The 25,570-nt window shown below is 61.0% G+C and carries 18 protein-coding genes; 5 read left to right on the top strand and 13 right to left on the bottom strand.

Annotated features, from left to right (window positions below; all coding sequences use genetic code 11):
* Window positions 1–223: 223 nt before the first annotated feature.
* Window positions 224–2,599, bottom strand: a complete 2,376-nt coding sequence (locus ACQRBV_RS20160; RefSeq protein ID WP_161549823.1) for an efflux RND transporter permease subunit — start codon at window positions 2,597–2,599, stop codon at window positions 224–226.
* A 16-nt stretch (window positions 2,600–2,615) separates the two neighbouring features.
* Window positions 2,616–3,656 (bottom strand): WD40/YVTN/BNR-like repeat-containing protein, encoded by a 1,041-nt coding sequence (locus tag ACQRBV_RS20155; RefSeq protein WP_411984414.1) that lies wholly within the window; start codon window positions 3,654–3,656, stop codon window positions 2,616–2,618.
* 324 nt (window positions 3,657–3,980) lie between these two features.
* Between ACQRBV_RS20155 and ACQRBV_RS20150 the strand changes: the two genes are divergently transcribed.
* Window positions 3,981–5,096 (top strand): Gfo/Idh/MocA family protein, encoded by a 1,116-nt coding sequence (locus tag ACQRBV_RS20150; RefSeq protein ID WP_411984264.1) that lies wholly within the window; start codon window positions 3,981–3,983, stop codon window positions 5,094–5,096.
* Window positions 5,097–5,759: 663 nt separating this feature from the next.
* Here ACQRBV_RS20150 and ACQRBV_RS20145 read toward each other — a convergent pair.
* The 10 genes from ACQRBV_RS20145 to ACQRBV_RS20100 all read right to left on the bottom strand — a co-directional run bounded on the left by ACQRBV_RS20145 (window position 5,760) and on the right by ACQRBV_RS20100 (window position 19,315).
* Window positions 5,760–7,463 (bottom strand): AMP-binding protein, encoded by a 1,704-nt coding sequence (locus tag ACQRBV_RS20145; RefSeq protein WP_411984265.1) that lies wholly within the window; start codon window positions 7,461–7,463, stop codon window positions 5,760–5,762.
* A 31-nt stretch (window positions 7,464–7,494) separates the two neighbouring features.
* Window positions 7,495–8,793, bottom strand: a complete 1,299-nt coding sequence (locus tag ACQRBV_RS20140; RefSeq protein ID WP_161549820.1) for an acetyl-CoA C-acetyltransferase — start codon at window positions 8,791–8,793, stop codon at window positions 7,495–7,497.
* Window positions 8,790–9,680 carry a MaoC/PaaZ C-terminal domain-containing protein gene (locus tag ACQRBV_RS20135; protein WP_104993984.1) on the bottom strand — a complete coding sequence of 297 codons (891 nt, stop codon included), beginning with the start codon at window positions 9,678–9,680 and terminating at the stop codon, window positions 8,790–8,792. Before ACQRBV_RS20135 ends, ACQRBV_RS20140 begins: the two co-directional genes overlap by 4 nt.
* A gap of 3 nt (window positions 9,681–9,683) precedes the next feature.
* Entirely contained in the window at window positions 9,684–11,027 is a 1,344-nt protein-coding gene (locus ACQRBV_RS20130) for a 3-oxoacyl-ACP reductase (protein WP_411984266.1), read from the bottom strand.
* Between the two features lie 54 nt (window positions 11,028–11,081).
* Window positions 11,082–13,607 (bottom strand): acyl-CoA dehydrogenase, encoded by a 2,526-nt coding sequence (locus ACQRBV_RS20125; RefSeq protein ID WP_411984267.1) that lies wholly within the window; start codon window positions 13,605–13,607, stop codon window positions 11,082–11,084.
* Between the two features lie 300 nt (window positions 13,608–13,907).
* Complete coding sequence (locus ACQRBV_RS20120; RefSeq protein ID WP_104993987.1) at window positions 13,908–15,353, bottom strand: outer membrane protein transport protein; 1,446 nt, start codon at window positions 15,351–15,353, stop codon at window positions 13,908–13,910.
* Window positions 15,354–15,470: 117 nt separating this feature from the next.
* A complete protein-coding gene (gene praB, locus ACQRBV_RS20115) occupies window positions 15,471–15,956 on the bottom strand; it encodes an alkane oxidation protein activator PraB (RefSeq protein WP_104993988.1) in 486 nt (161 codons plus the stop codon).
* Between the two features lie 135 nt (window positions 15,957–16,091).
* The gene (gene praA, locus ACQRBV_RS20110; protein ID WP_161549816.1) at window positions 16,092–16,586 is read right to left on the bottom strand and encodes an alkane oxidation protein activator PraA; all 495 of its coding nucleotides are present in this window, start codon (window positions 16,584–16,586) and stop codon (window positions 16,092–16,094) included.
* Window positions 16,587–16,717: 131 nt separating this feature from the next.
* Window positions 16,718–17,998: an alkane 1-monooxygenase gene (locus ACQRBV_RS20105; RefSeq protein ID WP_090370628.1), complete on the bottom strand. Its 1,281-nt coding sequence runs from the start codon at window positions 17,996–17,998 to the stop codon at window positions 16,718–16,720.
* Between the two features lie 318 nt (window positions 17,999–18,316).
* A complete protein-coding gene (locus tag ACQRBV_RS20100) occupies window positions 18,317–19,315 on the bottom strand; it encodes an alpha/beta fold hydrolase (RefSeq protein ID WP_411984268.1) in 999 nt (332 codons plus the stop codon).
* Between the two features lie 277 nt (window positions 19,316–19,592).
* Between ACQRBV_RS20100 and ACQRBV_RS20095 the strand changes: the two genes are divergently transcribed.
* Genes ACQRBV_RS20095 through ACQRBV_RS20085 form a run of 3 tightly spaced genes read left to right on the top strand, consistent with a single transcriptional unit; the run spans window position 19,593 to window position 22,876 of the window.
* On the top strand, window positions 19,593–21,131 hold the full coding sequence (locus ACQRBV_RS20095) for a flavin-containing monooxygenase (protein ID WP_090370623.1): 1,539 nt from the start codon (window positions 19,593–19,595) through the stop codon (window positions 21,129–21,131).
* The gene (locus tag ACQRBV_RS20090) at window positions 21,128–22,018 is read left to right on the top strand and encodes an SDR family NAD(P)-dependent oxidoreductase (RefSeq protein WP_411984269.1); all 891 of its coding nucleotides are present in this window, start codon (window positions 21,128–21,130) and stop codon (window positions 22,016–22,018) included. The genes ACQRBV_RS20095 and ACQRBV_RS20090 overlap by 4 nt, the downstream gene beginning before the upstream one ends.
* Window positions 22,019–22,033: 15 nt before the next feature.
* Window positions 22,034–22,876, top strand: a complete 843-nt coding sequence (locus ACQRBV_RS20085) for a metal-dependent hydrolase (RefSeq protein ID WP_060752598.1) — start codon at window positions 22,034–22,036, stop codon at window positions 22,874–22,876.
* On the opposite strand, the gene ACQRBV_RS20080 is transcribed toward ACQRBV_RS20085, so the two are convergent.
* The gene (locus ACQRBV_RS20080; protein ID WP_411984270.1) at window positions 22,873–24,948 is read right to left on the bottom strand and encodes a PTS sugar transporter subunit IIC/EAL domain-containing protein; all 2,076 of its coding nucleotides are present in this window, start codon (window positions 24,946–24,948) and stop codon (window positions 22,873–22,875) included. The genes ACQRBV_RS20085 and ACQRBV_RS20080 overlap by 4 nt on opposite strands.
* A gap of 291 nt (window positions 24,949–25,239) precedes the next feature.
* On the opposite strand from ACQRBV_RS20080, the gene ACQRBV_RS20075 reads away from it, so the two are divergent.
* Window positions 25,240–25,518 (top strand): hypothetical protein, encoded by a 279-nt coding sequence (locus ACQRBV_RS20075; protein ID WP_060752596.1) that lies wholly within the window; start codon window positions 25,240–25,242, stop codon window positions 25,516–25,518.
* Window positions 25,519–25,570 lie beyond the last annotated feature (52 nt).

Below are 25,570 nucleotides of genomic sequence, written 5' to 3'. Positions count from 1 at the left end.
TGCCGAGTGGTGGGGCGAAGGCCTTTTGCTTACTTTTGGGCCTCTCCAAAAGTGAGCCGCTGTAAGAGCGGAACCATAAGCCGCCGTTACCGCAGCAATGGATATGTACACAACCCACATCGCGGTCGGCTGACAGGCCGCCACGGGAGCAAGCTCCCTCGCCACAGGAGTAATTTGCCTCCAGGTTGATGGGCACCAGGGCAAGCCCCCACCCGCCCAAACCTCAGTGGGCAAACAACGAATTACCCTTCTGCCCCGCCAGCTTCTCGGGCTTGATCAGGAAGCGTGCCAGCGCCGGCAGCAGCCACAGTGCACCGAACATGTTCCACAGCAGCATGAAGGTCAGCATCAGGCCCATGTCGGCCTGGAACTTGATGGCCGAGAAAATCCAGGTGCACACGCCGATTGCCAGGCACAGGCCGGTGAACAGTACGGCTTTGCCGGTCGACTTGAGGGTCTGATAGTACGCTTCCTGCAACGGCAGGCCAGCCCGCAGGAAACTCTCCAGGCGGCTGTAGATATAGATGCCATAGTCGACACCGATCCCCACGCCCAACGCCACCACCGGCAAGGTCGCGACCTTGACGCCGATCCCCATGAACGCCATCAGTGCGTTGCCCAGCACCGAAGTCAGCACCAGCGGCAGCACGATGCACAACGTTGCCGCCCAGGAACGGAACGTGATCATGCACATGGTGGCCACGCACAGGTACACCAGGACCAGGATGGTCAGTTCCGACTGCTTGATCACCTCGTTGGTGGCCGCTTCGATCCCGGCGTTACCGGCGGCGAGGATAAACTCCAGACCGTCCTTGTTGTTTTCCTTGGCGAAGTCCTGCACCGCATGTACCGCACGGTCCAGGGTTTCGGCCTTGTGATCGTTGAGGAACACCAGCACCGGCGCCAGGGAGCAATTGTTGTTGTACAGGCCATCGGCACGGGCGATGGAGTTGTTCAACACGTCGGGGTTGCGCGACAGGGTTTCCCATTTCAGGTTGCCCTCGTTCATGCCCTTGATCATCTGCTTGGATACCGTCACCAGCGAGATGGCCGACTGAACCCCCTCGGTGTTCTGCATCTTCCACATCAACTGATCGATGGGTGCCATGGCTTCATAACGCGAGCAGCCTTCGGCCTTGGTCTTGACCATCACCACCAATACATCGGAGCTGGTGGAGTAGTTGCTGATGATGAAGTTGTTGTCCTTGTTGTAGCGCGAATCCGGGCGCAGTTCCGGCGCGCCTTGGTCGAGATCGCCGATCTTGAGGTTCTGGCTGTACCACAGGCCGCCGCCGAAGGCGATCAATGCGAGCAGAATCGACACCGGCGCGACTTTGGCGCTGGCGAACCGGGACAGCAGGCGCCAGAACGGGTGTTCGCGGTGCGCATCTTTCTTGCTCTTGGCGATCGCACGCTGGCTGATACCGACGTAGGAGATCGCCACCGGCAACAGGATCAGGTTGGTAAATACGATCACCGCGACACCGATCGACGCGCCGATCGCCAGCTCGCGGATAACGCCGATATCGATAATCAGCAGGGTGATGAAGCCCACCGCGTCGGCCAGGATCGCGATCATCCCCGGCAGGAACAGCTGGCGGAATGTGCGACGTGCGGCGGTCAACGCGTTATCGGCCTCACTGGATTGCAGCGCGATACCGTTGATCTTCTGTACGCCGTGGGAAATGCCAATGGCAAAAATCAGGAACGGCACCAGCATCGAGTACGGGTCGAGACCGAAACCGAAAAAGTGCATCAGCCCGAGCTGCCAGATCACCGCCACCAGCGTGGTGCTCAACACCGCGACGGTGCTGCGCAGGCAATGAGTGAACCACAACAGCAGAATCAGGGTGATGACGAACGCAATGCCGAAGAACATCACCACCATCACCAGGCCGTCGATCAGGTCGCCGACCTTCTTGGCGAAGCCGACGATGTGGATCTTGACGTTGGGGTTCTGCGCTTCGAACTTGTCGCGGATCTTGTCTTCAAGTTCATGGGAGAACTTGCGGTAGTCCAGGGCCAATAGCTTGCCCTGGTCCTGCGGGTCGGGGTAGGACTCCAGCAGCGGGATGTCGACGATGCTCGACTTGAAATCGTTGGACACCAGGCGTCCGACCTGGCCGGACTTGAGCACGTTGTTGCGCAGTTGGTCGAGGCTTTCCGCCGAGCCGTTATAGCTCTGTGGGATCACTTCGCCGCCGGCGAAGCCTTCTTCGGTCACTTCGGTCCAGCGCACGCTGGGGCTCCACAGCGACTTGAGACCGGAGCGGTCGACGCCGGGAATATAGAACACCTCGTCGTTGATCTGACGCAGGGTCTCCATATAAGCCTGAGTGAAGATGTCACCGTCCTTGGCCTCCACCGAGATGCGCACCGTGTTGCCCAGGTTGGCCAGGTCGTTGCGGTGTTCCATCATCTTTTCGATGAAGGGGTGCTTCAGGGGGATCATCTTTTCAAAACTGGTGGAGGGGCGAATCAGGGTCGCCTGCCAGAACAGGAAAATGCTCACCAGCAGGCAGATGACAATCACCGCCGGACGGTTGTTGAAGATCAGGCGCTCAAGGAGGGTCGCTTTATCGTTGTGATGACTGCTCATGCTTTCCCCGCCCTTATTATTGTTTTACGAGTTCTGCGCCAGTCGGCGTGGCGACACGCACGCCACCCTGCCCGGCTAGAATCAAGTTGCCATTGCCTGCCGCCGTCACGGACGACAGCGAAATGCGATCCGGGCGGTTGAACACACTGAACGTCACGCCATCGTCATGGCTGACCACCACGCTGCCGCCGTTGCCGACCACGACGAGGGTGCCATCATCGAGCAACGTGGCGCCCGACAGGCCGAACTCCAGCGCCCCACGCGTGGCATTCAGCGCCACCGGCTCCCAGTTGCTGCCGAAATCCGTGGAACGATACAGGTTGCCGCGCAGACCATAGGCCAGCAGGGTCTGCGGCTGGGCCGTGCCGATCACGCCGAACAACGAGCCTGCATAGGGGCCTTCAAGTTTTTCCCAGGTCTGGCCCTCGTCGCTGGAGCGGAACATGCTGCCCTGCTCGCCCACAATGAACAGCCCGGCGTCCTTGATCTGGGCGATGGCGTTGAGGTGATATTGGTCTTCGTTGTCGAGGCGGTCGCTGACGTCCGCCCACGTCCTGCCGCCATCGGTGGTTTCGATCAACGCACCGTAGGCGCCGACGGCCATGCCGTGGTTGGCATCCTTGAACCAGACATCGAGCAGCGGCGCTTCGCGCTTGAGGTCCTGGTACTGCTGGGCCCAGGTGGCACCGCCGTCGGTGCTGGCGAGAATCTGCGCATCATGGCCCACCGCCCAGCCGTGTTTGTCATCGACGAAAAACACTGCCGTGAGCAACTGCCGGGTAGGGACCTTGGCTTGAGTCCAGGTGCTGCCCTGGTCATCGGAGTAGAGAATGTGCCCACGGTCACCGACCGCCACCAGGCGCGCACCGGCATGGACTACATCGATCATCAGGCCCTTGGTGGCCTTGGGGGATTCAATCGCGAACACCGACGGTGCGGCGGTATCACTGGCTGCCAGCACCGGTACCGACAACGCAGCACCGGCCAGCAACGAGAGCGCTGTGGCCAGCAACGCAACCTTGCGTGCGGCACGTGGGCGGCAGACAACCCAACCCATGACAGGCTCACTCATAGACCTTCTCCCATTTTATTATTGTTAGGGGCTTTACCAGGCGCTGAAACCTGCAATCTAGAGCGCCTGAAGGAAGCAGGGGCCATCCTATCGGGCTTTCGAATCGTCTGACAATCGGCGCTACGTTATCTTTTGTTAACTGGCAGCATTTGGCCATGTGCTGAATATAGCCACATCAGTAGCGTTGATTGTTCCTACATCTTGCGCCGGAACAGTCTGACGATGAATTTTTATTCCAAATGTTGAATTTTAGAAATTTTTATTCCATTAATGCCGCTCCTGAAAACAACAATTCAAAGGACCACGGCTATGCGTGAACTCGGAATCGGCTTGATCGGCACAGGTTTCATGGGCCGCGCCCATGCATTGGCGTTCAATAATGCCCGTGCGGTATTCGAACTGCCGGTTACCCTCAAGCTGGCCGCCCTGGCCGACGCCGACGTCGAACGCGCCCAGCGCTGCGCCACCGCCTGGGGGTTTGCCCAGGCCCACGGCGACTGGCAAGCGTTGATCAACGACCCCAACGTCGAACTGGTGGCCATCACCACTCCCAACCATCTGCACTACCCCATGGCCATGGCGGCAATCGCCGCGGGTAAAGCCGTGTATTGCGAAAAACCCTTGGCGGTCAGCCTGGAACAGGCCGACGCCATGCGCCGTGCAGCCCACGCCGCCGGGGTCGTGACGCGGGTCGGCTACAACTACCAGCACAACCCGATGATCAGCCTGGCGCGGCAGATGATCGCCCAGGGCGACCTTGGCGAAATCATCAGTTTTCAGGGTGAATTCAGTGAAGACTTCATGGCTGACCCCACGTCCCCCTGGTCATGGCGCTGCGAAGTCGCGCATGCCGGTGGTGCCCTGGCAGACTTGGGCAGCCACCTGCTGGCAATGGCGCACTACTTGGTAGGCGACGTGGAAAGCGTGTGTGCCGACACCCACACCGTGCACGCCCAACGCCCTGTTACATCGGGCAGCAGCGAACTGAAAGCCATCGCGGTGGATGACCAGGTGCATGCATTGCTGCGGTTCGCCAACGGCGCGCGCGGCACGGTGAGCAGCAGTTGGCTTAAACAGGGCTACAAAAACCACCTGAGTTTCGAGATCAGCGGCACCCTGGGCACATTGGCATTCGACCAGGAGCGCTTGAACGAACTGCGCTTGTACCGCGTCGGCCAGGACGGCTTCCAACGCCTGCTGGCCGGCCCCGCCCTGCCCGGCTATGCCGCGTTCAGCCCGGCGGCCGGTCACCAGTTGGGCTACAACGAGTTGAAAACGCTGGAGGTGCAGGAATTGATCATGGCCGTGGCCGGCCAAGGGGCCGAGGGCACTGACTTTGACGCGGCATGGGCGGTGGAACGGCTGGCGACGGCGATCCGTGTGGCGGCGAAGGAAGAACGCTGGGTCAAAGTGCAAGAAATTTAAGCGAAACTTGTAGTGAGCGGGCTTGCCCCGCGCTGGGCGAGCCCTAATACCAGTCAGTTAAGGCTTAATGCTGTCACTGTGGGAGGGGCGGTGCGACGATTCGACTTGCTCCCGATGGACTGCGTAGCAGGCCCATTTTTGAGGCCGCTGCGCGGCCTATCGGGAGCAAGCCCCCTCCCACAGGTTATCCATCGTCCACTCTGTCGCTTAACTGACAGGCATTAGGGCAAGCCCGCTCACTACAGGGGCGTCCGCGTTTCGAATGTGTAAACGATGTCCCCGGTTTCGGAGATATGGGTTGGGAGGCGGCCTAGAATCCGGGGATTTCGGTTTCACTGGTATAACGCGGCGGCTTTGGTGGGGCGGCTGCGCCGCCCAGCGCGGGGCAAGCCCTAATACCAGTCAGCTAAGGCCTAACGCTTTCACTGTGGGAGGGGGCTTGCTCCCGATGGGCCGCGAAGCGGCCCCAAAAATGGGCCTGCTACGCACAGGGGCGTCCGAGCTTCAAATGTGTAAACGATGTCCCCGGTTTCGGGGGTATGGGTTGGAAGGTGGCCCAGAATCCGGGGATTTGGGTTTCACTGGTATAACGCGGCGGCTTTGGTGGGGCGGCTGCGCCGCCCAGCGCGGGGCAAGCCCGCTCACTACAAAATCAGATCCTCTCTAACGCAAGGCCCGGCGCAGTACTTTACCCACCGTGGTCTTGGGCAGTTCGATGCTGCGGAACTCCACATACCTTGGCACCTTGTACCCCGTCAGGTATTCCCGGCAATGGGCGAGGATCTGTTCCTGGGTCAGGTTCGGGTCCTTGCGCACCACAATGATCTTCACCCGCTCCCCCGTCACCGGGTCTTCCACACCGATGGCCGCCACTTCACCCACCCCCGGATGCATCGCCACCACATCTTCGATTTCATTGGGGTACACGTTGAAGCCTGATACCAGGATCATGTCTTTCTTGCGGTCGACCAGCCGGATATAGCCACGCTCGTCCATCACACCGATATCCCCGGTCGACAGCCAGCCTTCGTCATCCAGCACCTCGGCGGTTTCTTTGGGCCGCTTCCAGTAACCCTGCATCACCTGCGGGCCACGTACTTGCAGTTCGCCTTGCTCGCCGATGTCGGCCAGTTCGCCGTCCTCTCGCATGAAGCGCACCCAGGTCGAGGGCAATGGCACGCCGATGCTACCGGTGAACTCCATCTCGCGCATGCGCGCAATGTCGATGGGGCTGATGCTGACCACCGGTGAGCACTCGGTGAGGCCGTAGCCTTCGATGATCGGTAACCCGGTGACTTCCTTCCAGCGCTTGGCCACGGCCGTGTGGGTGGCCATGCCACCGGCGATCACCATGCGCAGCGCAGAGAAATCCCGGGCACAGAACTCTTTGTTCTCCAGCAAACCATTGAACAACGTGTTGACCCCGGCAATCCCGTTGAAGCGCTCTTTACGCAGGATCATCTGCACGCGTTTCACATCACGCGGGTTGGCGATCAGGATGTTGCGCCCGCCCAGGCACATGAACATCAAGCAGTTCACCGTCAGGGAAAAGATGTGGTACAGCGGCAGCAAGGTGACGTTGGTTTCCTGCTGGTCCTGGTCCAGTTGGTCACCGACCCAGGCCTTGGCTTGCAGCAGGTTGGCGATAATATTGCGGTGGCTGAGCATCACGCCCTTGGCGTCGCCCGTCGTACCACCGGTGTATTGCAGGAAGGCCAGGTCGTCGAGGGCCATCGCCACCGGAAAATGATGCTGCGCCCGCCCTTGCTTGAGCACCTGGTTGAAGCGCAACGCCCCCGGCAGCTTGAATGCCGGCACCTGCTTCTGCACGCTGCGCAGGATGAAGTTCATCGCCGCGCCCTTGAAGGTGCCGAGCAAATCGCCGATGGCCGCCACCACCACGCGTTTGACACAGCTGCCGGCGATGACCTTTTCCAGGGTGTAGGCGAAATTCTCGAAGATCACCACGGTTTCGGCCTCGCTGTCCTTGAGCAGGTGCTTGAGCTCATGGGAGGTGTACAACGGGTTGACGTTGACCACCACCGCACCGGCCAGGATGGTGCCCAGCAGGCAGATCGGATACTGCAGGCAGTTGGGCATCATCAACGCCACACGGTCGCCCTTCTTCACGCCCTGCCCCTGTAGCCAGGCCGCAAACGCGACCCCTTGCGCGTGCCAGTCGGCGTAGGTCATCTCGGTGCCGATGCTGACGTAGGCGACCCGCTCGCGAAATTTTTCCAGGTGCTCCACGAACACCTCGCGCAGCGACGGGTAGTCCTCGATCCCCGCGTCGATGTCTGCCGGCACGCCGGGCAGGTAAGCGTTCAACCAGACCCGTTCGGTTTGTTCCAGGCTTACAGCGTTCATGGCAGTCTCCTTGTTGTTGTTTTTGACAGCGCTATTTTTCGACGATCGCAGTAATGCCCAGCCCGCCCGCCGCACAAATCGAGATCAAACCGCGCCCGCCGCCGTTCTGATCGATCATTTTAGCCAACGCCGCCAATTGCCTGCCGCCCGTGGCGGCAAATGGGTGGCCGCAGCCCAGCGAGCCACCGTTGACGTTCATCTTGGCGCGGTCAACGCTGCCCAACGGCGCGTCCAGGCCCAGGCGCTCGCGGCAGTAATCGGCGTCTTCCCAGGCTTTGAGGGTGCACAACACCTGGGCAGCGAAGGCTTCGTGGATCTCGAAGAAATCGAAATCGGCAAAGCTCAGGCCCTCGCGCTGGAGCATGCGCGGCACGGCATAGGCCGGGGCCATCAGCAAGCCCTCGGTGCCGTCGACAAAATTCACCGCCGCCGTTTCGCCCGTGCGCAGATAGGCCAACACCGGCAGGCCCCGCTCGGCGGCCCAGGCTTCACTGGCCAGTAGCACCACCGAGGCGCCGTCCGTCAATGGCGTGGAGTTGCCCGCCGTGAGGGTGCCGTTCTGGCGGTCATAGGCCGGGGCGAGCCCGGCGAGTTTTTCCAGGCGGGTGTCGGCGCGCAGGTTGTTGTCCCGCGTGAGCCCCCGATAGGGGCTGATCAAATCGTCGAAAAAGCCGCGCTTGTAGGCCGCGTCCAACCGCTGATGGCTGGTGAGGGCCAATTCATCCTGGGCCAGGCGCTTGATCTGCCAGCGCCTGGCCATTTCTTCGCAGTGCTCGCCCATGGACAAACCGGTGCGCGGCTCGCCGTTGCGCGGCAGCAATGGCTTGAAGAACATCGAGGGGCGGACCTTCAACAGCGCCTTGGCCTTGTCGCCCAGGCTTTTGCCCCGGTTGGCCGCGAGCAAGGTATGCCGCAAGGACTCATTGATGCCGATGGGCGCGTCGGAGGTGGTGTCGGAACCACCGGCAATGCCCACTTCGATCTGGCCCAGGGCAATTTTATTGGCCACCAGCAAGGCGGCTTCAAGGCCGGTGCCGCAGGCTTGCTGCAGGTCGTACGCAGGGGTTTGCGGCGACAGCGTGGTCGACAGCAAGGACTCGCGCGCCAGGTTGAAATCCCGCGAATGCTTGATCACCGCGCCGGCGGCAAACTCGCCCAGACGCTGGCCATGCAGGTTGTAGCGGTCGACCAGTCCTTGTAGCGCAGCCACCAGCAGGTCCTGGTTGCTGTCGTGGGCGTACACCGTGTTGGAGCGGGCGAACGGAATACGGTTGCCGCCGATAATCGCCACGCGGCGGGTCGGGGCCGGATTGAAGCTGTAGTCACTCATCGACAGGTCTCATTCCAGATAAACAAGCCGCGCATATGCGGTTTATCGCCGGCGAAATTGCGCACTTCAAACTCGCGGCGTGGGCCGCTCACGGGGTGGCTCCACAGAGCGACCTGGCCGGGCAGGAAGATCGGTAACTTGAAGTCGCAATCGGCTTGCGCCTGGTCCACGCCACCGGGCGGTTGCTGCGCGGCCAGGGCTCGGCCCAGGGTCCACATGCCGTGGGCGATGGCGCGGCGGAAACCGAAGAGCCTGGCACCGATCACCGAGGTGTGAATCGGGTTGAAGTCCCCCGATACCTGAGCAAAGCGTCGGCCCAAGTCGGCGGGCAACACCCAACGCTGGGTGCGCAACAGGCCCGCTTCCTGCAACGGCAACCCGTCAGTCCAGGGCTCGCCGACGGGGTTGTGCACGTCGCGGCGCAGGTACAGGCTGTCGCTCTCCCACACCAGCGTGCCGGCACTGTAGGTACGGGTGGCGATGCTCAGCGCCTGCCCCTTGGGGTGGGCGACCCAGCGCTCGCAGTACACCTCCAGGCGCAGGGCCTGGCCCTCCTCCAGCCGCTGATGCTGCCGAATGCGGTTGGCCAGATGCACCATGCCGCTGGCCGGGTAGGGAAAACTCGGCCGAGTCAGCAGCAGCAAATGCAAGGGAAACGCCAGCACGTGGGGATACGACAGCGGCACGCCCTGCTCGCGGCGAAAACCGCAGGCGCGGCCGTAGGCGGCAATGCCGCTGGCGGACAATTCCACGGCTGAGCGCACCAGCCGCTCCTGGGGCAACAACGGGGCGCCATCGAGCGTGGGTTTGCGCAAGGCGCGCAGGCCGCCCAGCAACAGCTGGGTGCGGGTCGGCGGCGGGTCGATGATCTGTGTCACGTAGTCCATGGCTCAAGCCCCCAGCAGGCTTTGCCCGCACACACGTACGACTTGGCCGTTGACCCCGCCCGAGGCCGGGTGGGCCAGCCAGGCGATCGTCTCGGCCACGTCAATTGGCTGGCCGCCCTGGGACAGCGAGTTCATGCGCCGCCCCGCTTCGCGGATCATCAGCGGGATCTTCGCCGTCATCTGGGTTTCGATAAACCCGGGCGCGACGGCGTTGACCGTCACCTGCTGCGCGGCCGCACGCGCCGCCAAGCCCTGCACCAGGCCAATCACGCCAGCCTTGGAGGTGGCGTAATTGCTTTGCCCCAGGTTGCCGGCTATCCCGGATATCGACGAGACACAAACAATGCGCCCGCCCGCCTTCAAACCCTGGCTTTGCAGCAACGCCTCACTGAGTTGCAGGGGCGCTTGCAGGTTGACCGCCAGCACATCACGCCAGGCGGTTTCGGTCATCTTGGCGATGGTCTTGTCGCGGGTGATCCCGGCGTTGTGCACCACCACGTCAAAGGCACCGTATTGACTGGCATGCGCCTGCAACAAGGCGGCCGCGTCGGCGGCGGTGATGTCCAGCGGCAACGCCGAGCCGCCCACGCTGCCGGCCGCCTGCTGCAGTGCTTCCTGGGCCTGGGGGACGTCGACGCACACGACATGGGCACCGTCGCGGGCCAGCACTTGGGCAATGGCCAGGCCGATCCCGCGTGAGGCGCCGGTAACCAGGGCGCGACGACCGGCAAAGGGCTTTTCCCAATTGACGTTGACGTGCCCTTCCACCGGCTTCTCCAGGCGTACCACCTGCCCCGACACATAGGCCGAACGGCGTGACAGAAAGAAACGCAGGCTGCTGTCGAGCGCCTCTTCAGCGCCCGGCGCGACGTAAATCAATTGCACGGTGATGGCCCGCCGCAGTTCCTTGGCCAGGGAACGCACCAGCCCTTCCAGGGCTCGTTGGGCGATGGCCTGGGGCAAGTCGCTGCAATGTTCCGGCGCCGTGCCGAGCACCACCACACGACCGTGATGGCCGATGCGCTTGGCATTGGCGTGGAAGAACAGGTAAAGCTCATCGAGTTGCTGGACATCCACCACACCACTGGCGTCGAACACCGCGCCCTGCACCTTGAGCGTGGACGGCGCCTGGAGGGTCGCCGGGGTGGCGACGACTGTGTCGGTGGCGCTGAAGATCTGTTGCACCTGTGGCGCCAGGCGCCCGGCCCCGGCGACGATCACCGGGTTGGCCAGGCCGGGCTGACCGCTGCGATGGCGTTGCAGCGGCAACGGTTGCGGCAGGCCAATGGCCTGGGCCAGGCGACGCCCCCAGGACGAATTGACGAATGAAAGGTAGCTGTCACTCATATCGGTACTCACTCACTTGCTCTGTAAACGCGGCCCCACACTGGCCGCATTCGCCTAGTTGACCGGGGCGTTTTCGTTCTGGGTGGTGCGGCGCCTGGCCTTGGGTTCCAACGCCTGCTGGCGCTGCTGCAAGGCTTCCAGCAAGCCGAAGTCCTGCGGGAAGTCGTCGACCTGGATGCCGTGGTCGGCGTATTCCACATAACGCCCGAGCAAGGCGTCTTCGTCGTCGCTGATCAGGTCCAGCGCCCGCGCTTTGACGCGCCAGGCGGTAAAGGCGGTGGTGGAAATCGGCATCGGCTCGATCAGACCCTGCTTGACGGCAGACTTGAGGCGCGCGTCGATCAGCTCTACCTGCGGCAGCAAACGGAAGCCCAGTTCGCCATAGGCCAGCTTGTCGATTTCCGGCCGAGGGATGTAGGAATTGGCCAACAGACGGTCACGGGTTTCGCCGGGGGTCTGCACCACCTCAGCCACCTGTGCCAGCAAACGGTCCGAAGGTTTGCGCAGGGGAATACCGAAGGGGAAACTCAAGCCTCGCACCACCCGTGCGGCCGCTTTCGAAGGGTAATTATCGAGCACTTCGGCCAACGCTTCGTGGGCGCGCAGCAACGCATCCTGGGCAGCCCAATGCACCAGCGGCAGGTCGGCCTGGGGCCGGTCATCATCTTCAAAACGTTTGAGCACGCAGGACAAGATGTACAGCTGCGACAGAATGTCCCCCAGGCGCCCGGTGATACTTTCCTTGCGCTTGAGGGCACCGCCCAGCACGCCCATGGAAATGTCCGAGATCAGCGCCAGCACCACCGACAGCCGGTTGGCCTGACGGTAGTAGGACGCCAGCGCCGGGTCGGTCTTGGCCGGTGCAGCAATCAGTCGCCCGCCCGTCAGCGAATGCACGGCGGCCCGCACGGTGTTGGCCAGCACAAAGCTCAGATGGCCGAACATCGCGCTGTCGAACGCTTCCAGCGCCTTGCGCCGGTCCGGGTGGTGCGCCGCTTCCATCTCGCGGAACACGTAGGGATGGCAGCGGATCAGGCCCTGGCCGAAGATGATCAGGCAGCGGGTCATGATGTTCGCCCCCTCCACCGTGATCGCAATCGGGCTCTGCTGGTAAGCGCGGGCCAGGAAGTTGTTCGGCCCCATGCAGATGCCCTTGCCGGCGACGATGTCCATGCCGTCGTTGACGATCATCCGCGCCCGTTCGGTGACGTGGTATTTGGCGATGGCCGAAATCACCGAAGGTTTCTCGCCGGCATCCAGGGATGCCACCGAGACCTTGCGCACGGCGTCGCAGGCATACAAGTGTCCGGCCATGCGCGCCAAGGGTGCCTGTACGCCTTCGAACTTGCCGATCGGCAAACCGAACTGCTTGCGCATCGCCGCATAGGCGGTGGTGCCGCGCACCGCAACCTTGCCCAGGCCGACGTTAGCCGAAGGCAAGGAAATCGCGCGGCCGGCAGCCAGGCATTCCATCAACATGCGCCAGCCATTGCCGACTTGTTCGCGCCCGCCGATCACCCATTCCAGCGGGATGAACACATCCTTGCCGGTGGTCGGACCGTTCTGGAAGACCGCGTTGAGTGGCCAGTGACGACGACCACTGTTCACCCCCGGATGAGCCGTCGGAATCAATGCGCAGGTGATCCCCAACGAGCCCGGCTGGCCGAGCAGCCCGTCCGGGTCTTCGGCGCGAAATGCCAGGCCCAGCACCGTGGCGATCGGGCCCAGGGTGATGTAGCGCTTGTCCCAGGTCACCTTGAAACCCAGCACCTCCTCGCCCTCGTGCACGCCTTTGCAGACGACCCCCAGGTCCGGAATCGCCCCGGCGTCGGAGCCGGCGTAAGGGCTGGTCAGTGCAAAGCAGGGAATGTCTTCGCCCCGCGCCAGACGTGGCAGGTAATAGTTGCGCTGGGCATCGGTGCCGTAATGCAGCAGCAATTCCGCCGGGCCGAGGGAGTTGGGCACCATCACCGAAATCGCCGCCGCCGAGCAGCGCGTCGACAACTTCATCACCACCTGGGAATGGGCGTAGTGGGAGAAGCCTTTGCCGCCGTACTGCTTGGGAATGATCATGCCGAGGAAGCCGGCGTCCTTGGTGTACTGCCAGGCTTCAGGGGACATGTCCTGCCAGACCTGGGTGGTTTCCCAGTCGTTGGCGATGTCACACAGGGTTTCGACCTCGTTGTCGAGGAAGGCTTGCTCTTCGGCGCTCAGGCGCGCCGGTGCCGCGTTGAGCAGGCGCGCCCAATTGGGTTTGCCACTGAACAACTCGGCGTCCCACCACACAGTACCGGACTCGATGGCGGCGCGCTCTGTGTCGGACATCGCCGGCATGATCGTACGAAACAGCTCCAGCGCCTTACTCGACAACAAGCTGCGGCGCAGCGGCTTGAGGCTCATCAACAAGGCGGGTAACACCACCAGCACCGCCGCGACGGTGGCGCCAAAACCTGCCACCGCGTTGAACAGGTAACCCATCGCCAGCCAGACCAGGCCAGCGCCAAGCCAAACCGCAGCGGCGGCTTGTCGATATGCCAGGGCAATCGCTGCTGCGACACCTATCAATAACCAGATAACCATGGGGGATACCTCACTTGATCCAGAACAACTCGATTCAGGGCAGGCTGTTGCACGGCAGATCGAAATGAGCTGCTGCATAAAGCCACACTACAAACTTGAAAAGACAAATTCAAATTATGTTTTGAAATTTTTATTTAATCGTTTGGCGAAAAAATACCAGGCTGAACACGTCAGCCTTTCAGGTTATGAAGGAAAATATCAGGACCGTCACAAGGGCCAACCGCCCAATCCGACGACAGTGTGGAGCCGAGCCTCTAGATGCGCTGGACGCCCTGCCCCACGACTGCCGTGCCAGACGCTTTAGAACTTGTAGGTGGCCGACAGGCTGACCACATCACCGGACGACTCGGCCTTGCCATCCAACTGCGCGGCTCCGAGGCGATCCACGTTCTTGGTCCTCAGGTTGACCTTCTCGACGAACTGGTGCGAATACGCGGCATCCACCGACAGGCCAGGGACGGCCTTGATGTCATAACCGGCACCGAACGCCAGGAAGTAGCGGTCGCCATCAGGAATCCGTGGGTCTCGGGTTGAATTGCGGGTGGGGGTCTGGTCGTACGCCACACCGGCACGCAGGGTCAGTTCGTCGGTGGCTTTGTAATCGCCGCCAATCGACGTCATCCAGGCGTTCTTGTAGTTGTAGGGAATAGCGACAATCGTCGAACCTTGCGACTTGAGCGTCAGGTCCTGGAACGAAGACCATTCGGTCCACATGACGCTCACACCCAACGCCCAGCGGTCATTGAACTGGTGCACCCAGTCAACGGCGGCGGTCGCCGGAATGTCCAGCTGAGTACTGGCATGCGCGCCATCCGGGAACAGCTTGAGGCCGGGATAAGCCATTTCAACCAGGGTTTCGCCGTTTGGACCGATCGGGTTGGTCATGGTGTTGCGGCCAATCGCATCCGTGTAAATGTTGTATTTACCGGTCATCTTGTTTTTGATCTTGGCGTGATAGTTCAGGCCCAGTGTGTCTTGCAGCGTCGGCTTCCACACAATGCCGCCAAACCAACCCACTGAACTGTTATCGACTTTCACGCGCATCAATGAATGCCCGACACCGGTTGGAAAACCAGTGCCTCCCAGCCCGGGAGAAACGTCCGCAGCCGCCAGCACGTCAATGTTCTGGCTGACAAAGCCCTGGCTGCGCTGATAGATCAAACCGGCACCCACCGAGAACTCATCATTGACTTTGAACGAGAGCGAGCCTGTGAGGCCGACCGTTTCGATTTTGGTGTCGACCGCGAAATCGCGCAGCTTCGAGTTCTGATCCCAGGTAGTTTTCATGCCCTGGGGTACCACCTGGCTCAGGCCAAAGGCGAAGCGGTCGCCGATGGGCACCACCAGAAAGCCGGTCGGCAGCCAGGCGGTAAAGCCACCTTGCCCGCCATTGTTGGTATTGAGAGTCGGATCGCCCAAATTGCCTTGGTCATCCAGAACCGGGGTATTGGTCACCGGGTTGCCGTTGTGGTCATAAGCCTGGCCGGAGTATTTGATCTTGACCCGAGCGTAATCGACCGTCTGCTGCGCAATGGTGGAGTCGATGAACGCCATCGCCGCCGGGTTGTTGTACGCGGCACTCGGATCGTTCTTGAACAGTGAACCGCCCCCGAATGCACGCCCCCAACCCGGTGCGCCGTAGGTTGGCGTAGAAAACCCGCCCGCCTCGACCGGCCCCGTGGTCATCAGGCCGCCCAGCAAGGCCAGCCCCAGTAACGTGTGAGCGTGTGGTTTCTTATTATTCATGCGGTACTCCTTATTATTATCTACGCCCGGCCCCTGCCGGTGTTCGGTACCCGAACAGGCGCCTCTGGCGAGGCTCCTGTTCGGGTACCGGGGTGATCAGCCCTCAGGAGTTACGGTTTACGGGTTCACCGTCAGCGTTGGTGCTACCACGCTCAGGGAAACCACGGTGCAGTTGCCGGAAAGCGCCTGGTTGGCCGCGGACAGGGTTTTGCTGCTCGGGTTCCAGGCCACCGCAATGGTGGTAGGGCCGCAGTTGGTGGCAGGAATCGAGGAGATTTTGTAGCCGACGTTGGTCACGGTACCGGTGGTACCCGTCGCCGCAGTCAGCACCCATGGCAGGTTGGTCAGCGTCGGCAACGCGCACAGGCCGCCACCGGTCAGGGTCGCGCCGTTGATGGAAGCCACGCCACCGCTGACGTTGCCGGTGAAGGTAATCCCGCAGGTCACCGCAGCCCCGAAGGAAGATGGCGATTTCACAACGATGGTGCCGGCATTGGTGGAGAACGGACCATCCGGAGCAACCGAAGCCGCACTGGCCATCGAAGCCGCGCCAAAGCACATTGCAAAAGAAGTTGCACAAACGAGGGTTTTCAAGCTTTTCATTGTTTTTCCTCACATGTTATGGCGAAGTCATTTCGCCAGGGGTAATGGCCATGAACGAGAGGTCACGGTGAAACTGCAGAACTTCCCTTTCCAGCCAAATCTCAATTCGATTACCACCGCATCTTTCGACTGTGTTTATTCAACCACTTTGAAGTTGGGCGGCATCTTGATCGACACCGTCTTGATCTTGCAGTCCTCGCCGATCGGCACGTTGGCGGCTTCCAACTTGCCGGTGGCGTTATCCCAAGTGCCGTTGGCGGTCGAAGGACCGCACTTGCCACCGAGGCCGAAGGCGTGCACATCCACGCTGATCTTCGACATGGAACCGCTTTGGGTATCTTTGGCGACCAGGATCCAGGGCAAGTTGATGGCTTCGACACGGCTGCATTTAAGGCCGCCATCGAACTCAACTTTGTCGACGTTCACCGACGAACCATCGGCCGCCACTTTGCCGGCCACCTTGATGGTGCAGTCGGCGCTGATCAGGGCGCCCTTGGAAAAGCTGATCGGGCCTTGGGCCGTGAAGGCGCTGCCCGCAGGCTCGATACGGGCAGCCTGGGCCTGTTGGTAGACAATCAGGCCGAGGGCGGCCAGCACGATATGAGTGGTGAACTTGGCAGCTGTTTGCATGGTGCAGGTCCTTCCCTTGAAATTATTTTTGTTCGGGTCAAACAACTCACTTGCATTCAATCTTTAAACTTTGGGCGATCGGAACCTGCGCAATACCTGGATCCCGAGTCAGCCCGACAATCAGGTTGCTATCAGAACGGTGCCGTACCGTTCGCGTATTTCTCCAGATACTTCAGGCGTTTTGACGGCTGAAGATTGGTCAGGTGGATATCGCCGCCGTAATGATTCAGCACTCGATGATCCATGCGACGGCGCCACAAGTACGGCACATAAGCCCAGACAATCATGCTCGCGTATCCATAAGGCAGTTGCGGTGACTCATCGAAGTGACGCAACGACTGATAACTGCGTGTGGGGTTGGCATGGTGATCGGAGTGCCGTTGCAGTTGGAACAGAAAGATATTGGTGACAATCCGATTACTGTTCCACGAGTGCCGAGGCGAACAGCGCTCATAACGGCCGTTGGGCAACTTCTGGCGTTTAAGGCCGTAGTGTTCGACGTAGTTCACCACTTCCAGCAACGAGAACCCGTAGACACCCTGGATGATCAGGAAAGGAATCACGGCGACGCCAAGCCACACAATCATCGCGCCCCACAACACCACGCTGTACAGCCACGCGCTGAGGACAGCGTTCTTCCAATGCAAGGCCGGCAAGCCGAGTTTGCGCAAGCGCTCGCGCTCCAGGTTCCAGGCCGAGCGGGCGCTGAACCAAACCGAACGTGGCAGGAACGCCCAGAAACTCTCACCCAGGCGCGAGCTCGCCGGGTCTTCGGGGGTCGCAACCCGCACGTGGTGGCCGCGGTTGTGTTCGGTGTAGAAGTGCCCGTAGAACGTCGGCGCCAGGGTCACCTTGGCGAGAAACACTTCCAGGGGTTTGGGTTTGTGCCCCAACTCGTGGGCGGTATTGATCGCAATCCCGGTGGCGGCGCCGGTGGACAGTGCCATGCCCAGATAAGTGAACCAACTTACCGATCCATGCAGCTGCGTGCGTGCAGTGAGGTAGCTGGCGGCCTGGGCCGGCCAGCTCGACGGGTCGAGGTGCGCGGTGGCCTGCAGCAGGCCGCCCTGAATGATCCAGTCGATACCGCCCGCCGCCAGCCAACCGGTGATCACCACCGAAGCAATGACGAACACAACGCCGGTGTAGACGATCCAGCGGTAATAGCTTTGCGATTCAAGGTGGTTGACGGCGGATTCAGGCGGGTTGCTGACATCTTCACCCAGCAGGCCATCAATCAACGGGATCAGGCCGAAGATGACCAGGACACCGACCCACCACAGTTGCTGCACACCGGTGGTGATGGCCAGCGCACCAGAGAGCAATGGGGTAGCCAGAGGCATGATGCCAAGCCACCACAAGTGGCGCTTGCCGTCGGTCCAGACGTTGGAAGTGGCCAGGGACTGATTCATGGCAACCTCCGTACGAGACCGGTGGCGGGGGTGACAAATCGAGCGGACAACAGATTCACGGAGCGCCGACTGCCCCGGAAAACCAACCATGCGATAAAAGGCGTTTTTTTCATTATTTTATTCGCTCTTAGGCATTTCAAAAATTGTTTCAAATTAGATATTGAAATAATTTTTTTAAATAAATAGCGCGGAATCGTTAGGTCGTCAACTAATTTCTAAGGGCCTTTCGGACGTGACCGAGCAGTCTCTTTTCCGGCTCCAGGGTCAGGTGTCTAGGGCAAGCATTGACGCCGCCGAACCGCAGGTTCGATTGCAAAATTATTGACTCGCCAGGGCAAACGGCGGATGCAGCACCGTGGCGCTTTCCAGTGGTCGCACGCGTTTGGCGATCTGCTGCACCACCGCAGCGACCCGCTCGGTAGCGGTGATCGGCAACATATGGCCACGCCCTTCCACCACCTGCAGTTTCAGCCCTGGCACCTTGCTGGCCAGGGCCTGGCCGTGCTTCTGGAAGTCGAGCACCTTGTCCCGCGCACCATAGATCAACCCGATGGGCAGGCTCAGTTGCGGGTAGCGCTTGACCATATCCGGCAGGTCATCGTTGACCCGATTGATCTCGGTAGAAGCGGCGTAGAAGTTGTCGGGACGCATGCCCAGCAACCCGCCACCGCGTGTGGCGAAATCCGTCGGCGGAGCATCCGGAGCGAACACCCCCTTGACCACCGCCCTCTGGGTCAGCAGGCCGATGGGCATCGTCAGGGTGTGCGACAGCCAACGACGCAACCAGGCCGGGCGCACCGCCAATGACAGGAACACCGGCGGCAACATACGTTGCGGATGGGTCAGCGGTGCCACGAGGACCAGGCCGCTGACCGCATGGGGATGATCGAGCGCCAGCGCCAGGGCGATCGCGCCGCCCAGGGAATGCCCAAGCACCAGTGGTTTATCCAGGTCCAGGGTCTTGATGAACGCGGCTATTTGTCGAGCCTGGGCCGGCAGGTCCGGCGCGGTACCGCTATGCCGGGTGGAATAACCCGATCCCGGGCGATCGAGCGTGATCACCCGAAAACGTTCACGCAACTGGCCGGACAAGGCGTAGGTCAGGTTGCGGCTGCTGCCCATCAGCCCGTGGATCATCACCAGCGGTGGGCCTTTGCCTTCTTCTACATAATGAAAGCGCTCGCCATCGACCTCCACGAAACGCCCGTTGATCGGAACAGCCGCTTCAATACGCCGGGTCATCCAGGCGCTGAAACCCCATAACACAACGCTTGCCCCCACACACACAGCCGCAGCGACAACCCATTCGACAGCCATAGCTCGGTCCTCTGCTTCCCTGCTGCTGGCGACCCGACCGGTATTGATCAAGGCCTCAGCCATCGTCCACACCCTGGACTTGAACCTCATGCAGACCCTACTCGTCCGTCGGACAAAGTCGGACCTGCGCAACAAGGTCCTAGCGTAAGCGATATTTTCAGGTAGATTATTTAAAATCTTTTTTAAAATAATTAATTCAATTTTCCTTTGCAATGGTGTTCTATCCAAAAGACACAACAAAAACAGGAGCACAACCGATGCCCACGAAGGACAAGCTATGAATGCCTACAGCGACGCCATCGATATCGCCATCATCGGCTCAGGGTTCGCCGGGCTGTGCATGGCGATCAAGCTCAAGGAGGCCGGAGTCACCGACTTCCTGATCGCCGAGCAAGCCGAGACCCTCGGCGGCACCTGGCGTGACAACCATTACCCTGGCTGCGCCTGCGACGTGCAGTCCCATGTGTACTCGTTTTCCTTTGCCCCCAACCCGGACTGGACCCGGCAATTTGCCCCGCAGCCGGAGATCCGCGCTTATCTGGAGCATTGCGCCCGGCGTTATGAGCTGGCGTCCTTCCTGCGTTTTGGCATGGGCCTGCAACGCGCCGTGTTCGATGAACAGCAGCAACGCTGGCAGCTCAGCTTCAGCAATGGACGACACATCAATGCGCGCGTGCTGATTTCGGGCATGGGCGGCCTGTCGCGCCCGGCGCTGCCGGATATTCCCGGGCTGGACAGCTTCAAAGGCAAGCGCTTCCACTCCCAGCAGTGGGACCACGCCTATTCATTGCGGGGCAAGCGCGTGGCGGTGATCGGCACCGGGGCCAGCGCCATTCAGTTCGTACCGCAGATCGCGCCGCTGGTGGCTCATCTGCAGCTGTTTCAACGCACACCGCCGTGGATCATGCCCAAACCGGACCGAAACATTTCGCGCTTCGAGCGCTGGGCGTTCAAGCACCTGCCGTTCACGCAACGGCTGGTGCGCGGCGCGTATTATTGGGCGCTGGAAGGGCGTGTGCTCGGCTTCGCCCGGCACCCGCGCCTGATGAAAATGGTGCAGAAGATCGCCCTGCGCCACCTGCACAAACAAGTCACCCGCCCTTCCCTGCGCAAAACCCTGACGCCGGATTACACCATCGGCTGCAAGCGCGTGCTGATCTCCAACGACTATTACCCGGCGCTCTCGCGCAGCAATGTCGAGGTCATCACCGACAGTGTGCTGCGTATCGAAGCCGACGGCGTGATCACCCGTGACGGTATCAAGCACCCGGCCGATTGCCTGATCTTCGGCACCGGTTTCCAGGCCACCGACCCATTGCCTCGGGACTGCATCATCGGCCGCGACGGGATCGACCTGATGGACACCTGGCGCGAGGGCGCCCATGCCTACAAAGGCACCACCGTGCCGGGCTACCCGAACCTGTTCCTGATCGTCGGCCCCAACACCGGGCTGGGCCATAACTCGATGATTCTGATGATCGAGGCCCAGGTCAGCTACATCCTCGATGCCCTCAAGCAGATGCGGCGTCATCACATCGCCACAGTGGACATCAAGCCCGCCGTCGAAGATGCCTATAACCGTCGGTTGCAGGACAAGCTCAAGCGCACCATCTGGAACACCGGTGGCTGCCGCAGCTGGTACCTCGACCCGCGTACCGGCAAGAACACCACCTTGTGGCCCGGTTCGACCTGGCGCTTCAAACAGGTGACCCGCCAATTCGCGCTCAAGGATTACGTCACCCATCCGATCGCGACCAGCCCCTCCCTCCATCCGGTTCCAGCGCCCCACTCCCGCGCAGAAGGCAGCCTGTCATGAAGTCATTCAACGGCCGCGTGGCGGCAATCACCGGCGCGGCATCCGGCATGGGCCGCGCATTGGCCTTGGCCCTGGCGCGGGAAGGCTGCCACCTGGCACTCGCCGATAAGAACAGCCAGGGCCTGGAGCAGACACTGGCGCTGGTCCGGACCTCGAAATCGTCGCCGGTGACGGTCACCACGCAGGTGCTGGATGTGTCCGATCGCCAAGCGATGGAGGCCTGGGCCGACCGTTGCGTCGCCGACCATGGCCAGGTCAACCTGATCTTCAACAATGCCGGGGTGGCGCTATCGAGCACCGTCGAAGGCGTGGACTACGCTGACCTGGAGTGGATCGTCAACATCAACTTCTGGGGCGTGGTGCACGGCACCAAGGCGTTTCTGCCGCACCTCAAAGCCAGCGGCGATGGGCATGTGATCAACACGTCCAGCGTATTCGGCTTGTTCGCCCAGCCCGGCATGAGCGGCTACAACGCCACCAAGTTCGCCGTGCGCGGCTTTACCGAAGCCTTGCGCCAGGAACTTGACCTGCAGCGTTGCGGCGTCTCGGCCACCTGCGTGCACCCCGGCGGCATCCGCACCGACATCTGCCGCAGCAGCCGTATCGACGCCAACATGACCGGCTTTCTCATCCACAGCGAACAACAGGCCCGCGCCGATTTTGAAAAGTTGTTCATCACCGACCCCGACCAGGCTGCCAAGGTGATTTTGCACGGCATCCGCAAAAACAAGCGCCGCGTGCTGATCGGCCGCGACGCCTATTTCCTCGACCTGCTCGCCCGTTGCCTGCCGGCGGCCTATCAAGCGCTGGTGGTCGTCGCCAGCAAACGCATGGCCCCCAAGCCACGCAGGCCGGTGTTTGAAACCAACGACGAGCCCCGTCACTGAACAGGAGAACGCACCATGCTGCCGATCCGCCGCGATATCCGTTTTGCCTTGCCTGCCGAGCGCATCAAGAACTGGCATGAACAAGGCCCGTTCATCACCCACTTCTTCAATGCCTTGTCATTGCTGTTTCCCCAGGGCGAGCTGTTTTTCATGGACAGTGTGCGCCACTACCGCTCACAGATTGAAGATCCCGCCCTGAAGGCCGAGATCCAGGGATTTATCGGCCAGGAGGCGATGCACAGCCGCGAACACGTGGCCTACAACGATCTGCTGCAAGCGGCCGGGTTGCCGGCACACACCCTCGACCGTCGTCTCAAATTCATCCTCGACCTGCAAAAAAAACACCTGCCGCCTTCGTTCAACCTGGCGGTGACCATCGCCCTTGAGCACTACACCGCGATGCTTGCGGAGATTCTGCTCAGCGACCCGTCGCGCTTTGGCGACTCGCTCAAGGGCTACCAGCAAATGTGGTATTGGCACGCCTTCGAAGAAACCGAACACAAGGCGGTGGCGTTCGATGTGTGGAACGCAGTGATCAAGCCCGGCCCACTGCGCTACCTGTTGCGCACCGGCACCATGCTTACCACGACGGTGTTGTTCTGGTTGGTGGTGTTTGATTTTCACCTGCGCCTGCTGCTGGCCGATCGCACATCAGGCGGGCACTTGAAGGGTTTCTGGCGCATGCTCAAGTTTTTGTACGGTCCCAAAGGAGTGTTCCCGCGCATGCTGCGGCCATGGCTGCATTATTTCAAACCGGGCTTTCACCCCTGGGATCACGACAACCGCGCACGCCTGGCGGGCATCGATAACCTGCTCGACGAGATAGAACGCACGCGACGCGGTTACGAATCGGCCTAGACCTGCGCCAAAGTTTCGCGTTCGCGCACGAAATCCGGCATCTGATCGCTGGGCAGCGCTTTGCTGAAATACCAGCCCTGGACAAACAATTCAGTGCCGGTGTTCAAGAAGGCCAGCTGCTCGGCGGTCTCCACGCCCTCGACCACGACGCCCAGGTTCAGCGCCTCGCAGAAACGCAACATGCCGGTCAGCACCTGGGCCCCCTTGGGGTCGCGTTGGGCGACGACAAAACTGCGATCGATCTTGATGAAGTCCACGGGAAACTGGTGCAGGTAACTCAACGCCGAAAACCCGGTACCAAAGTCATCGATATACACCTTGGCGCCTATCGATTGCAGTTTCTGGATGGTCTGGCGCGTGGCCTGGATATCACCGACCAATGCGTCTTCAGTAATTTCCACTGACACTCGCCCATGAGCCTGGGCAAGGATCTGCACCAGGCGATCACCATAGGCGGCGTGCGTCAGGGTCGAGCTGGAAATATTAATGGTCATCGGCAACTCGAAGCCAACCTTCTTCCATTGCTGATACTGGCGCACGGCCTGGGACGCCACCCAGACGTCCACATCCGGCATCAGCCGTGCCTGCGCCAGCCATTGCAGGAACTCCCAGGGGGAATGCACCACGCCCTGGTTGTCGCGGGCACGCATCAAGGCTTCGCAACCGGTGCACAGGCCGGTACGGATGGAGACCTGGGGCTGGAACTCCAAGTAGAACTCGTAATCGCTGATCTGCTGAATCCGGCTGAACTCCACCGCCTGGCGCGCTGCGCTGCGATGGGACGCCAGCACGGGGTCCAGCTCCAGCAAGCGGCCTTTTTCCTCAAGGCCGCGAAAAGTCATGTCCAGCGACTTGAGGTACACCGTACCGCTTTCATTGGCCTGGCGATGCATTGCCCGCACATACGGCGCATACACCAGAGTGCCGAGCCCCAGCAGTGCCAGTTGCAACACCACCGCGCCGATGTCGCCATGGGTACTCAGGTAGGCATTGAGCAATACCGGTGCGGTCAACGGCACGCTGGCCACCGCCGGCGATACCCAGCCCATCTGCACCACCACCAGGGCCACCATGGCGTTGAGCGCAGGCGCCAGCAGGAAGGGGATGAACAGACGCGGGTTGAGGATGATCGGCAATCCAAACAGCAGCACCTCGCTGACGTTGAACAACGACAGCGGCAAACTGGCAATTGCCAGCAGGCGCACGGTGTGGCTCTTGGAAAACAGCAGGATCGCAAACAGCAGGCACAACGCCGCGCCCGAGCCGCCGATAAATGCGAAACACCCCAACAGCCCGCTGTTGAGCAGGTATCGGCTGGGCTCCCCCGCCGCCAGCGACGCACCGTTGAGCACTACGGCCTGGTCCAGGACATCGAACAGCGGCTGCATGGCATACACTCCGTGAATGCCGAAAAACCACAACAACGAATTCATCATCGTGACGAACAACCCGCTGCCGTAGGGCGTTTGCAGCGCATCGAGCACCTGGGGCCCCTGGAGTTGCCCGACATAGGGAATCTGCAGCAAAGACGACAACACCAGCACCAATGACAGCGCCGTGATTGCACCCGGTAGCACCATGTTGATAGTGCCCTTGAGGTTGTGCCCCACCAGGTCCTCGTTGACCAGGCGCGTCCAACGAAAGCGGTGCAACCAGGCGATGGCCGGCACATTGATCAACGGTGACGCAATCGCGATGAACAGCACGAAGGTCGCCGAAGCCCGGGGATAATCACGCAGCACGAACGTGGCCACTACCACATGGGCAAGGCACAGGAAAGCGACCGGCAGCTGTGGCAAGCGATACTGAATGGCCAGCATGTACCCGATGGATGCGGCCACCAACAAGGGGATAACCGAGCTGATCTGGTTGTGCCCCCCCGATAGAAAGCCCACTACTTGTGAGCTGAACCCCAGCACACTGGCGCACTCGGACAGGATCAGGAAGCCGGCGGACACCAGCAGGCACGGCAGGATCCACAGCAACCCCTCACGAATCGCGCGCAATGAATCCGTACTGGCCAGGGCCGCCAGGCGCTGAGTAAGGAAAAGCTTGAACAGCGTTTGCGCCATGACCCGTCCCTCTGCCTGTGACTCGCTGCAACGCTACACGTCCTGATGGCGGAAGCGAAAGCCTTTTGCCACTTATCCAGGGGCATTTTGGCGGTGGATGCCCATCAGTTACGCCAATTTCCAGATGAATAATAGGAACTTTCCGACATAACCTGCTCCCTAAACTGATCTGAGTCGGTATCATCCGCGCCGTTCTGCGCATTAATGGATGTTGCAGACCGGATGAAAACCGGGCTACCCACTCAAGGATGTTGTCTGGAACGGAAGCAGGCACTCAGGAGAAGTTTTACCATGCAAGACAAACGCCCAAACCCTATGCGCCCGATCTTTGTCACCATGGTGCTGTGGCTGTGCAGCGTAGCGTTGCTGTTCATCATCAAAAACGTCATTGAAATCTTTACCGGCCCAGTCGCTGAAACCTGGATAGACCTGACCCTGGTGCTCACGGCCTACCTGATGTTTTTCCTGCTGGCGCCCTTGCAAAACTGGATACGCCGCAAGGCCCAGAAACGCGCTCGACGTCATCTCAGCCGGCCCTCCCCTGATATCGAGCCGCGTCGTTCACACTAAGGGGCCCCCTCTTGTCAGCCCAGTTGTATGACGTGACCGTTTGCCCCCTACC

This window comes from Pseudomonas sp. R11F, assembly GCF_050312575.1.
Taxonomy (GTDB): domain Bacteria; phylum Pseudomonadota; class Gammaproteobacteria; order Pseudomonadales; family Pseudomonadaceae; genus Aquipseudomonas; species Aquipseudomonas palleroniana.
This window is presented reverse-complemented; position numbering and strand designations above follow the sequence as displayed.

Coding starts and splice junctions, on each gene's coding strand:
- ACQRBV_RS20160 (WP_161549823.1), bottom strand. CDS start 2,599: ATGAGCAGTCATCACAACGATAAAGCGACCCTCCTTGAGCGCCTGATC.
- ACQRBV_RS20155 (WP_411984414.1), bottom strand. CDS start 3,656: ATGGGTTGGGTTGTCTGCCGCCCACGTGCCGCACGCAAGGTTGCGTTG.
- ACQRBV_RS20150 (WP_411984264.1), top strand. CDS start 3,981: ATGCGTGAACTCGGAATCGGCTTGATCGGCACAGGTTTCATGGGCCGC.
- ACQRBV_RS20145 (WP_411984265.1), bottom strand. CDS start 7,463: ATGAACGCTGTAAGCCTGGAACAAACCGAACGGGTCTGGTTGAACGCT.
- ACQRBV_RS20140 (WP_161549820.1), bottom strand. CDS start 8,793: ATGAGTGACTACAGCTTCAATCCGGCCCCGACCCGCCGCGTGGCGATT.
- ACQRBV_RS20135 (WP_104993984.1), bottom strand. CDS start 9,680: ATGGACTACGTGACACAGATCATCGACCCGCCGCCGACCCGCACCCAG.
- ACQRBV_RS20130 (WP_411984266.1), bottom strand. CDS start 11,027: ATGAGTGACAGCTACCTTTCATTCGTCAATTCGTCCTGGGGGCGTCGC.
- ACQRBV_RS20125 (WP_411984267.1), bottom strand. CDS start 13,607: ATGGTTATCTGGTTATTGATAGGTGTCGCAGCAGCGATTGCCCTGGCA.
- ACQRBV_RS20120 (WP_104993987.1), bottom strand. CDS start 15,353: ATGAATAATAAGAAACCACACGCTCACACGTTACTGGGGCTGGCCTTG.
- praB (WP_104993988.1), bottom strand. CDS start 15,956: ATGAAAAGCTTGAAAACCCTCGTTTGTGCAACTTCTTTTGCAATGTGC.
- praA (WP_161549816.1), bottom strand. CDS start 16,586: ATGCAAACAGCTGCCAAGTTCACCACTCATATCGTGCTGGCCGCCCTC.
- ACQRBV_RS20105 (WP_090370628.1), bottom strand. CDS start 17,998: ATGAATCAGTCCCTGGCCACTTCCAACGTCTGGACCGACGGCAAGCGC.
- ACQRBV_RS20100 (WP_411984268.1), bottom strand. CDS start 19,315: ATGGCTGTCGAATGGGTTGTCGCTGCGGCTGTGTGTGTGGGGGCAAGC.
- ACQRBV_RS20095 (WP_090370623.1), top strand. CDS start 19,593: ATGAATGCCTACAGCGACGCCATCGATATCGCCATCATCGGCTCAGGG.
- ACQRBV_RS20090 (WP_411984269.1), top strand. CDS start 21,128: ATGAAGTCATTCAACGGCCGCGTGGCGGCAATCACCGGCGCGGCATCC.
- ACQRBV_RS20085 (WP_060752598.1), top strand. CDS start 22,034: ATGCTGCCGATCCGCCGCGATATCCGTTTTGCCTTGCCTGCCGAGCGC.
- ACQRBV_RS20080 (WP_411984270.1), bottom strand. CDS start 24,948: ATGGCGCAAACGCTGTTCAAGCTTTTCCTTACTCAGCGCCTGGCGGCC.
- ACQRBV_RS20075 (WP_060752596.1), top strand. CDS start 25,240: ATGCAAGACAAACGCCCAAACCCTATGCGCCCGATCTTTGTCACCATG.